The sequence below is a fragment of the Streptococcus jiangnanensis genome (assembly GCF_040888325.1).
In the GTDB taxonomy this organism is placed as follows: Bacteria; Bacillota; Bacilli; order Lactobacillales; family Streptococcaceae; genus Streptococcus; species Streptococcus jiangnanensis.
Map to the genome: position 1 here is coordinate 61,277 of NZ_JBFNFF010000003.1, position 9,958 is coordinate 71,234.

Genomic DNA, 9,958 nt, shown 5'->3' on the forward strand with positions numbered 1-9,958 from the left:
AGATAAAGGAAGTAAGACATGGCCTTAGAAGTAATTATGCCAAAAGCCGGCGTGGATATGACAGAAGGACAAATCGTCCAATGGAATAAGAAAGTCGGAGAATTTGTAAAAGAAGGAGAAATCCTTTTGGAAATCATGACTGATAAAGTCAGCATGGAATTGGAAGCCGAAGAAGATGGATACTTGATTGCCATCCTCAAAGGAGATGGTGAAACTGTCCCTGTAACGGAAGTTATCGGTTACCTTGGAGAAGAAGGGGAAAATATCCCAACAGCTGGAGCTGCTGCGCCAGAATCAAAACCTGTACCTGCAGCTAGTGCTTCAAACGACGACGGCAAGAGCGATGATGCCTTTGATATCGTTGTGATTGGTGGAGGTCCTGCTGGATATGTAGCGGCCATTAAAGCTGCTCAACTTGGTGGTAAGGTTGCCCTTGTTGAGAAATCTGAACTCGGTGGAACTTGCTTGAACCGCGGCTGTATCCCAACTAAGACCTACCTTCACAACGCTGAAATCATCGAAAACATCGGTCATGCAGCAAACCGTGGTATTGTCATTGAAAATCCAAACTTCACTGTAGATATGGATAAACTTTTAGAAACTAAATCTAAAGTTGTCAATACCTTGGTAGGTGGTGTTGCGGGTCTTCTTCGTAGCTACGGAGTTACTGTTCATAAGGGTGTTGGTACAATCACTAAAGACAAGAATGTCTTGGTAGATGGTTCTGAATTGCTTGAAACCAAGAAAATTATCCTTGCTGGTGGTTCAAAAGTCAGCAAGATTAACGTCCCTGGTATGGAATCTCCACTTGTGATGACCAGCGATGATATTCTTGAAATGAACGAAGTTCCAGAAAGCCTCGTAATCATCGGTGGTGGGGTTGTCGGTATCGAACTCGGCCAAGCATTCATGACATTTGGTTCAAAAGTAACTGTTATCGAAATGATGGACCGTATCGTGCCAGCTATGGATGCGGAAGTGTCTAAGAATCTTCGCTTGATTTTGGAACGCAAAGGTATGACCATCTTGACAGGTACAAAATTGCAAGAAATCATCGAGGAAAATGGCCAACTTCGTATCAAGGTTGAAGGAAAAGACGATATCATTGCAAATAAAGCTCTTCTTTCAATCGGTCGTGTACCAGACCTTGAAGGAATTGGCGATGTTGAGTTTGAATTGGATCGTGGTCGTATTAAGGTCAATGAGTACATGGAAACTTCTGTTCCTGGAATCTACGCACCAGGTGACATCAACGGTACTAAAATGTTGGCGCACGCAGCCTTCCGTATGGGGGAAGTTGCTGCTGAAAATGCCCTCAAAGGAAACCATGCTGTTGCTAAATTGAACTTGACTCCAGCAGCTATCTACACTCTCCCTGAAGTAGCAGCAGTAGGTCTGACTGAAGAACAAGCACGTGAGAAATACGATGTCGCAATCGGTAAATTCAACTTTGCAGCCAACGGTCGTGCCATTGCATCTGATGCTGCTCAAGGTTTCGTAAAAGTTATCGCTGATAAGAAATACGGGGAAATCCTTGGTGTGCACATCATTGGTCCTGCAGCCGCAGAATTGATTAACGAGGCATCAAGCATTATCGAAATGGAAATCACTGTTGAAGAAATGCTGAAGACTATCCACGGACACCCAACCTACTCTGAAGTTATGTACGAAGCGTTTGCGGATGTTCTAGGAATGGCCATCCATTCACCTAAGAAAAAATAAATAAGTTTTTCAACTAAATTTTCTTAAAGTAGTACGGACGGCAGCGACCTCTATTAGAGTTCCATGCCTAAAAATTGAGCCTCTTGTCTCAATTTTTCCGAGAAATGTAACGATAACACGTTACATTTCTTTTTACCACTTTAGAAAATTTGATTGCTATGAACAGAATTTAAAAACTAAATTTTTGGAAATACTATGAAATACATTATCAATCATTCAAATGACACTGCTTTTAATATCGCCTTGGAAGAATATGCCTTTAAACACTTACTAGATGAGGATCAAATCTTCCTTCTTTGGATTAACAAACCTTCTATCATTGTTGGTCGTCACCAGAATACTATCGAAGAAATCAACCGTGATTATGTCCGTGCAAATGGCATTGAGGTAGTCCGCCGTATCAGTGGTGGTGGAGCTGTTTATCACGATTTAAACAACCTTAACTACACCATCATTTCAAAAGAAGATGAAAACAAGGCCTTTGACTTCAAGAGCTTCTCAACTCCAGTTATCAATACCTTGGCTCAACTAGGCGTTAAAGCTGAGTTCACAGGCCGTAATGACCTTGAGATTGATGGCAAGAAATTCTGTGGCAATGCCCAAGCTTATATCAATGGACGTATTATGCACCACGGTTGCTTGCTCTTTGACGTTGATTTGTCAGTCCTTGCTAACGCCCTCAAGGTTTCAAAAGATAAATTTGAATCAAAAGGTGTGAAATCTGTCCGTGCTCGTGTAACCAACATTGTCAATGAATTACCAGAAAAAATCACTGTTGAAGAATTTCGTGATTTGCTATTGGAATACATGAAAAAAGAGTACCCAGAGATGACTGAATACGTTTTTTCTGGAGAAGAATTGGCGGAAATCAATCGCATCAAGGATACCAAGTTTGGCACTTGGGACTGGAACTACGGCAAATCACCTGAATTTAACGTCCGTCGTGGAACAAAATTCACCAGTGGTAAGGTTGAAGTTTTTGCCAACGTCATTGAATCAAAAATCCAAGATATCAAGATTTACGGTGACTTCTTTGGTATCGAGGACGTTGCAGCTGTAGAAGATGTCCTTCGTGGAGTGAAATACGAACGTGAAGATGTCCTTAAAGCTTTAGAAACTATTGACATCACACGCTACTTTGCTGGTATTAGTCGTGAAGAAATCGCTGAAGCAGTAGTAGAATAAATCAAAAAGAAGTTGCTTGTTTTAGCAGCTTCTTTTTATGAGTGGTATTTTACATAAATAATTTTATGTATTTTATAAGCTATCCAAAGCATTCTTTTGTTCATCATTGACGATATGGGTATAGAGGTCAGTGACTTGTGTACTGGCATGTCCTAGCTGATGGCTGACCAAAACTTGCGATTTAGTAGCATCATAGAGCCTAGTCGCCAGGGTATGGCGTAGTTTGTGTGGAGTTACACGGACTTTGAAGTCCTCAGAGTACTTAGCAACCATCTTTTCAACACTAGAAGCATCAATACGATTGGGAACGCCTCGATATAAGGTCAAAAAGAGAGCTGTATCTGTCTTTTCCGTCTTATAGCGTTGATTTCGAATGGCTAGATAATTCTCTAGGTAAGGCTTAGCAAAAGCAGCGACATTGACAGAATCACGTTTCCCCCCTTTTCGAGTGACATCGATCACCATCATTTTGAGATTGAGGTCTCTTAGATCTAGATTAACAGCTTCAGATAAGCGGACACCAGACGCTAGGAGAAGGGCAATAATGGCCAAATCACGTTCTTTGTTCTTATTAAATGATGAGAGAGCGCGATTTGAGAGCTGTTGTGGGTACTCCTGATCGATATAAGTTAGAAAACCTTCTGTTTCATCACCTAGAAAGAGTTTTTGCTTGATGTTTTCAGCTCTAGCAGCAAGTGTTTCTTTCTTTTTCTTGGTTGAAACTTTCTTCATTACATTACGATAGAAATAGGGTTCTCCCAGGTCGTTTTCAACCTCCTCTGTTAGATACTTGTAAAGACTAGAAAGTGCTGATAAGGTCCGATTGATGGTCGTCTGAGATACACCTTGCTTGGTTGTATTAGCATTCAGCAATGGACGTTCACGTAGATATAGGATAAAAGCTTCCATATCTTTCTTAGACATATTTTCCAAGACAGATAAAGGAATATCAGACATTTTATCAGCATTTGAAATTCCAGACTCTAAAACCCATCTGAAAAATCGATCGTATTCCTTGAGATATTCGTACAAGGTTGTAAAACTGTAGGGCACAGCAAGCTTGGATTGGTAGTATTCCAGAACATACCAGGGCATGATTTGTTTTAGTTTGTCGATTCGTTCCAGTAAAATCTCACGTTTCATGTATTTTCTCCATAATTAAGTCTACTAGTAGTATAGCATAGACTCATATATTTTTCAAGAAAATTATAGTTTTTCGGAAAGATATTACATGAGTTTTTTTAAAGTGCAAAAAATAACTAAAAAATTTTTTTGGAACAAAAATAGCATAAAAGGTGGGATTTTTGTACATTACTCCTCTAAGCTACTGGATCAAAAAATGTACTTTATCTTGCCTTAAAATAAAGTACATTTCAATTATAAAGTACATTTTTCAAATAGTGTACATAAGGAAAAGTTCAAAAATTTCCAGTTTTTGGGTCAAACAGATCTCAATCTTTGGAGTTTCGTTGTTAATCATTATCTAGTGCTTTTTCTAGTTTCCAAATACTAAACCAGAATGAAATAGTCAGCAGAATAAGGAAAATAAAAAAAAGATTATCAGTAACGATACTTCTGTTCATTCTACATAACTGAAGAGCTATATAAGGAGCTATGAGATATAAAATACATTGTATAATTGCTATTGTTTTCTTTTTCATGATTTTAATCTTACTGTACAGATTTGATACAGTAAACTCCTTTCTAGCTTTATGCTTTATCATTTCTAACTTAATTATAGTCTTATTTTTACCCAAGTTCAATTATTTGTATGTAAATATTTTATCTGCAAAAAATAACCGATCTCATTTCTGAGAATCGGTTTTCTGATGTATTAAATTAAATTTTTACATAATATAAATTATGTAAAAAACCTACAACAACAAATCTTTGACTTTTCCAATTTCACTTTTTGGAATCACTAGGTGAATCATATCCCCCAGATACATTCTAGTTGAGCCGTTAACTGTTTGGCTTTTGCCATTATGGACTTGGGTGGTGATGAGTACGTTATGTGGCAAGTTGAGCTCGTGAACCTGTTTTCCAGCAATTTTGTCAGACACAGGGATTTCTATGAGGGTGACTTCTCCTTCGTCTGTTGCTTCTTCTGGTAGCATTTTTTCAAGCATGGCCTCATAGACTGGTGCCCCCTTGAGTAGATCCATGACGATGTAAGCCACCAAGGTCACTAAGCCCAGTGGCATGAGGTTGCGAATATCCCCAACCATCTCAGTTACGAGGATCATGGCAGTTAAGGGTGCCTTGGATATTGCCCCAAAGTAGCCACTCATTCCTAAAATGACAAATATAGGGAATTGCTCCTGACTGACAATCCCAAGGTTGACACAAATGACACCAACTAGGGCACCAAGTAAGGAACCTAGCGCCAGAATGGGAAGGAAGATTCCTCCTGGGAGGCCACTTCCATAACTAATCATGCTCCAAACAAAGCGAATCAAAAAGTAAGCTAATAGAACTTGAAAACTAAAATTTTGCTCAGTCAAGGAAAGAACGACCTGATTTCCACCACCAAGGATTTGTGGCAAGAAAATCCCGACTGGTATGATAAGGATAAAGGCTATGATTGGATAATAAGCACTATCTAAATGGATTGTTTGACCAACCCAATCATAAACTCGACCAACATTGAGTACAGCTTTCTCATAGAGAAAACCAGAAAGCCCGAGAAAAACTCCCATAAGGAGGTATATCCAATACTGGTCTAGGGTCATGAGAGGAATGTTGTCTGGCATATCTAGTACGGGTGTTAGGCCGAATATGAGTAGTGAGACAAAGTTTGCTACGAGACTGGCTGCTAGAGTTGAGACCCAGAAAAAGCGTGAAAAATGATGATAGACTTCTTCTACAACAAAGAGGAGGCCTGCAATCGGTGCATTAAAGGCAGCGGCTAAACCTGCAGCAGCTCCACTGGCAATCAGGGAACGTTCCTCTACTGGACTAGATTTGAGCCACTTGGCAATACCTTTACCACCAACAGCTCCAAGTTGAATACTTGGCCCTTCTCGCCCTAGCATAAGGCCACTGGCAATAGCAAGAATACCTAATACATATTTCTTCCAGAGGACACTCCACCAGTTTAGAGTCATGAGTCCCTTTAGTTCGGCTTCGACTTGAGGAATTCCTGAACCCTTGATATCTTTTTCTAGCCGAGTTAGTTTCGCACTGAGCCAGCAAACGAATACATAAAATAGACCAATGATAAAAAGATTGCGCACTAGGTGCGCTTGATCTTGATAGAATCCTTGTATCAGATGGAAACCCTTTTCGATTAAGAAACGAAAGGATCCGACGATGAGACCGACGACGAGACCAACAATGATCCCTCGTCCAACTTGGGATAATATAGTGCTTGAGGCAAAGGCAAATTCTTTCTTGGAGCGGAGTATTTCTGACTGTTCCTCCATAATCATTTCCTCTTACTTGTCTTTCTTAGTTGAAACCAGTGTTTTGACTGGTTCAAAACTGGTTCGGTGAATCGGGGTGACACCTAGTTTTTCTAGTCCTTCTAGATGTTTAGCTGTTCCATAGCCTGCATTAGCTGTAAAATCATAGCCAGGATATTGCTGATCGTATTTCTTCATCAATTCATCCCGTGTCACCTTGGCTACTATGGATGCAGCTGCGATAGAGAGGGAGTTAGCATCTCCTTTGATAATGGAGGTTTGTGAAATTGGTAACTCCAGTTTCATGGCATCTATCAAGAGGTGCTCAGGTTGCGGACTGAGCTGGGAGATTGCTTCTTTCATGGCTAGTTTGGTAGCTTCATAGATATTGACTTGGTCGATGACCTGATTATCCATGATACCAATCCCAATTGATAAAGCTTGGTCTTGAACGGCTTGATAAATCTCCAGATGTTTCTTTTTGGGGATTTTTTTACTATCGTTGAGGCCTTTAATCTTACAATTTTTAGGTAAAATAACAGCTGCAGCGACTACGGGTCCAGCCAGAGGACCACGGCCGACCTCATCAACACCTGCTATTAGGGTCAATCCTTGCTTATAGAGTTCTTTTTCATAGGAAAGCATAGATTCCAAACGAAGGTCTTCATCCAGTTCAGCCTGAATGGCTTTTTTACGTTTGTTGATTTCCTTTTGAACCCCAGAACGAGGATCTTTTTCCAGTTCAGGAAAAAGGGGATTGTCTAATTCTTTGGCAGTGGCAAGAAGGTCTTTGATTTCTTTAATCGTCGTCATCGATGTCATCCAATGTATCTAAGGTATAGTTACCGAGCTTTCCATCACGGACTTCCTTGACGAAGAGGCTGTAAAAGCGGTCGTAGTCGTCTCGGAAACCAAGGGCACGGGTCATATCCATGATGATAACAGGTGCTTCTTCTTCTTCAATTTTCATTTGTTTGAAGCGTTCAGCTAGCTTTTCTGGATAATGTTTTTTGAAATAATTGAGACCAAAAATGGTCACCTCATCCATAGGAAGCAACTGGTCTTTGATAGCTCCAGTCAAGGCTAGTTTCAGTGCGACAGCATCATCTTCAAACTTAGGCCAAAGAATCCCTGGTGTGTCTAGGATTTCAAGGTCTTTATTGGTTTTAAGCCATTGTTGCCCCTTGGTAACACCTGGTTTATTACCTACAACCGCAATCTTTTTCCCAGCCAAACGGTTCATGAGGGTTGACTTACCGGCATTTGGAATTCCGATAATCATGGTCCGCAAGGTTTCGATCTTGATACCGCGTTCTTTCTGGCGTGCAATCTTATCAGCCATGAGCTTTTTGGCTGCATCCGTCACAACTTTTACAGTCACTTGCTCTTTGGAGTTGATAGCCAGAGTTTGGATTCCCTGTGATTCAAAATACTGACGCCATTCTTTGGTCATTGCGGGGTCAGCAAGGTCTGCCTTGTTCAAAATCAAGAGTTTTGGTTTATCTCCAACAATCTTGGTTAACATAGGATTTTGACTAGATAAAGGTAGCCGAGCATCCACCAAAATTGTCACAAAATCAACAAATTTTAAATTCTCCTGAACCTGTCGCCGAGCCTTAGACATGTGGCCCGGAAACCATTGAATAGTAGCCATAATATTTTCCCCTTCCGACTAAAAAAAACGTGATAAAAACGTTTTCTTTCTTACCATCTATTCTATCATAAATGAGGAACTTTTGCACAGGCTTTGACCATAATAAATCACAAATAGTAATCGTCCGAAACATCCTTGAGGTCAGTAACGATTTACTTGACTTTTTTTGTTTTCAGGTATATACTTAGTGTATACTAATTCGTGGAGGTAGAGCAATGAATACAGTAAAGACTCGCAAGGTGGGAAATTCGCTCACTGTGACCATTCCTAAAAATTTAGGGATGTCAGAAGGTCAAGAAATGGTTGTCTACAAAGGAATTGACGGAGTCATTGTCTTAGCTCCAAAACTGAAAGATCCTTTTGATGGGATTACTGATTTGAGAATGACAAACGATTTTGAAGGGGTAAGGTCAGTTGATAGCGAAATCTGACTATATTCCTGAAAAGCAGGATATCATTTGGCTGGACTTTGATCCATCAGTCGGTCGGGAGATTCAGAAAAGGCGACCTGCCTTGGTAGTTTCTAGGAGAGAATATGCCTTGCAAACTGGTTTTGTAGCTGTCTGTCCTATCACTCACGGCCAACGTCGTTTGGCAGAAAAAGGCTTGCTCGTTCCTGTCTCGTCGGACAAGGTAGATGGCGCTGTCAATCCATTTCAACTCTATACCTTCGATTTTCGGATGCGTAATGCTCAAAAAATAACAAGAATGGACACACAATGTTTTCAGAAAGTCGTCCAACTTTACCAGTACATCTTTGGAGATACTTAAATCCTACCATGCATAGACAAGGTAGGATTTTTTCTATATGAGTAACCTATCTAAAAACGGATGAAGACAATTGAGGAGAATCCCTCTAGTCCAACTTTCTTGTGCAGATGATAGATGTTCTGCCTGAAGGCATTCTTTTAGAAAATCGCGGACTTGTTCTGGTGAGATTTCAAACTCAAAGGCTTTCATCTTGTAGAAAAAATCGATGAGATGCTCAGATAAGTAATCATCTGAAAAGGGTACTTCTCCACTTTTTCGATATTCTAATAGAAGCCGAGAAAATCTGGCTTTTTCATCAGGCAAATCACGAAAATAGGAATTAAGAAGCCAAGTCTGCTTCTGCTTTCGTTCAATAGGATCTTGATTTGCAATCCGCTGATCCTTTTCCAGCTCCTTTTGGTTTTGTTTAGCCTTGATAGCCCGTTCGTCTCTATTTTTTCCAAAGAGGATTTTCTCCCATTTTCGTTCTTCTTGGGTGAGGGGTTCTGTAAAGCCAAAGTAATCTTGATAGGCTCGTTCTGCAGGTCCCATGGCAAGAATGAGGTTATCAGCGTATTGCTTGGCGATTTTATCTCTCTTCTTGCGTTCTTTCTCTGCTTGAATTCGTAAATGCTGCTCGTAGTCGATTTTCTCCTTGCCTAGTTTGACAAGATAGAGTTGGTCATCGGTCTTACCAAGTAAAAAGGGTTTGATACACTTTTCCAGCACTTCTTCCATACGAGCCTTCTTCTTTGGCTCTGCCTTGGTCCAACTTCCGCCTTGAAAGACCTCTAGGAAGAGATGATAGTCTCTCTCAGGTGCGAATTGATTGCCACGATTGGCTTTGAAAACACCTTTCTCCCAAAACCATTTTAGAAGTCGTTCGTCAAAATCGCTTTTATTGATATTGATTTTTTCCTTTTTCTGGGCCTTTCTGGTTAGGTTTTCAACTTTTCTGAGAAGCTTGTCTTCCTCTTCCAGTTGCTGGTCTAAAGTCAGTCGATGAAAATGACGGACACAGTCACTGCCAATAGGAAAGAGACGTTGGCCTGTAACTCCGTTAAAGAGTTCGTAGGCGTATTTTATGGCATTCCCACAAACACAATTACTACGGCCAATGCCATTAAAGATCAAGGAAACTTCATTCCACTCCTTAGTGGCTTGATCCCAAGTATCAGCTTTTGAAGCCTGTAAAACTGCATCATGAAGGGATTTTCTAACTGGAAGTGTCATGAGATCTCCT

The 9,958-nt window shown here is 40.4% G+C and carries 9 protein-coding genes; 4 read left to right on the top strand and 5 right to left on the bottom strand.

The genetic code is table 11. From position 1 onward, the window contains the following. Positions 1–18 precede the first annotated feature (18 nt). Both lpdA and AB2B49_RS04780 read left to right on the top strand, forming a co-directional pair. Positions 19–1,722 carry a dihydrolipoyl dehydrogenase gene (gene lpdA, locus AB2B49_RS04775; protein WP_001162886.1) on the top strand — a complete coding sequence of 568 codons (1,704 nt, stop codon included), beginning with the start codon at positions 19–21 and terminating at the stop codon, positions 1,720–1,722. A gap of 195 nt (positions 1,723–1,917) precedes the next feature. Continuing rightward, positions 1,918–2,907 carry a lipoate--protein ligase gene (locus AB2B49_RS04780; protein WP_320691958.1) on the top strand — a complete coding sequence of 330 codons (990 nt, stop codon included), beginning with the start codon at positions 1,918–1,920 and terminating at the stop codon, positions 2,905–2,907. 72 nt (positions 2,908–2,979) lie between these two features. Here AB2B49_RS04780 and xerS read toward each other — a convergent pair whose 3' ends face one another. The 4 genes from xerS to ylqF form a co-directional block, all read right to left on the bottom strand. After that, a complete protein-coding gene (gene xerS, locus AB2B49_RS04785; protein WP_049505815.1) occupies positions 2,980–4,050 on the bottom strand; it encodes a tyrosine recombinase XerS in 1,071 nt (356 codons plus the stop codon). Between the two features lie 731 nt (positions 4,051–4,781). After that, a complete protein-coding gene (locus tag AB2B49_RS04790) occupies positions 4,782–6,332 on the bottom strand; it encodes a ClC family H(+)/Cl(-) exchange transporter (protein ID WP_049505814.1) in 1,551 nt (516 codons plus the stop codon). Between the two features lie 12 nt (positions 6,333–6,344). Continuing rightward, positions 6,345–7,124 (bottom strand): ribonuclease HII, encoded by a 780-nt coding sequence (locus AB2B49_RS04795; protein ID WP_320691959.1) that lies wholly within the window; start codon positions 7,122–7,124, stop codon positions 6,345–6,347. Then, complete coding sequence (ylqF, locus tag AB2B49_RS04800) at positions 7,111–7,965, bottom strand: ribosome biogenesis GTPase YlqF (RefSeq protein ID WP_320691960.1); 855 nt, start codon at positions 7,963–7,965, stop codon at positions 7,111–7,113. The genes AB2B49_RS04795 and ylqF overlap by 14 nt, the downstream gene beginning before the upstream one ends. A 215-nt stretch (positions 7,966–8,180) precedes the next feature. On the opposite strand from ylqF, the gene mazE reads away from it, so the two are divergent. Then, a complete protein-coding gene (gene mazE, locus AB2B49_RS04805) occupies positions 8,181–8,396 on the top strand; it encodes a type II toxin-antitoxin system PemI/MazE family antitoxin (protein WP_049505811.1) in 216 nt (71 codons plus the stop codon). Then, entirely contained in the window at positions 8,380–8,736 is a 357-nt protein-coding gene (locus AB2B49_RS04810; RefSeq protein ID WP_000560800.1) for a type II toxin-antitoxin system PemK/MazF family toxin, read from the top strand. Before mazE ends, AB2B49_RS04810 begins: the two co-directional genes overlap by 17 nt. Before the next feature lie 33 nt (positions 8,737–8,769). Here AB2B49_RS04810 and AB2B49_RS04815 read toward each other — a convergent pair whose 3' ends face one another. After that, positions 8,770–9,948 (bottom strand): hypothetical protein, encoded by a 1,179-nt coding sequence (locus AB2B49_RS04815; RefSeq protein WP_076984549.1) that lies wholly within the window; start codon positions 9,946–9,948, stop codon positions 8,770–8,772. Between the last annotated feature and the right edge of the window lie 10 nt (positions 9,949–9,958).

Coding starts and splice junctions, on each gene's coding strand:
- AB2B49_RS04795 (WP_320691959.1), bottom strand. CDS start 7,124: ATGACGACGATTAAAGAAATCAAAGACCTTCTTGCCACTGCCAAAGAA.
- AB2B49_RS04790 (WP_049505814.1), bottom strand. CDS start 6,332: ATGGAGGAACAGTCAGAAATACTCCGCTCCAAGAAAGAATTTGCCTTT.
- mazE (WP_049505811.1), top strand. CDS start 8,181: ATGAATACAGTAAAGACTCGCAAGGTGGGAAATTCGCTCACTGTGACC.
- xerS (WP_049505815.1), bottom strand. CDS start 4,050: ATGAAACGTGAGATTTTACTGGAACGAATCGACAAACTAAAACAAATC.
- ylqF (WP_320691960.1), bottom strand. CDS start 7,965: ATGGCTACTATTCAATGGTTTCCGGGCCACATGTCTAAGGCTCGGCGA.
- lpdA (WP_001162886.1), top strand. CDS start 19: ATGGCCTTAGAAGTAATTATGCCAAAAGCCGGCGTGGATATGACAGAA.
- AB2B49_RS04815 (WP_076984549.1), bottom strand. CDS start 9,948: ATGACACTTCCAGTTAGAAAATCCCTTCATGATGCAGTTTTACAGGCT.
- AB2B49_RS04780 (WP_320691958.1), top strand. CDS start 1,918: ATGAAATACATTATCAATCATTCAAATGACACTGCTTTTAATATCGCC.